At 50.5% G+C, this 285-nt stretch carries 1 tRNA gene and 1 rRNA gene; both read left to right on the top strand.

Annotated features, from left to right (window positions below):
* Positions 1-36 precede the first annotated feature (36 nt).
* Positions 37-112: transfer RNA gene (locus M3630_RS30765), tRNA-Ala, on the top strand.
* 82 nt (positions 113-194) lie between these two features.
* Positions 195-285: ribosomal RNA gene (rrf, locus tag M3630_RS30760) — 5S ribosomal RNA — on the top strand; the annotation flags it as partial.

Here is a 285-nt window from a genome sequence, read left to right as displayed (position 1 = left end):
GAGTCAGCCTAGGCCCACCATATATTTCCCCAGTATGGGGCTGTAGCTCAGTTGGGAGAGCGCCTGCCTTGCAAGCAGGAGGTCATCGGTTCGATCCCGTTCAGCTCCACCAAAAAAGTTTTAAAAAGTACTTGAAAGTGAACAAGAAGATGTGATAAATTATTTTTCGTCACTTTTGAGAAATAGTCAAATCGTCTGGTGATGATGGCGGAGGGGACACACCCGTTCCCATGCCGAACACGGCCGTTAAGCCCTCCAGCGCCGATGGTACTTGCTCCGCAGGGA

Source organism: Brevibacillus sp. MER 51, assembly GCF_023714195.1.
Classification (GTDB): Bacteria; Bacillota; Bacilli; order Brevibacillales; family Brevibacillaceae; genus Brevibacillus.
Note: the sequence above shows the minus strand (reverse complement) of the source record. Positions and strands in the feature narration are given on the sequence as shown.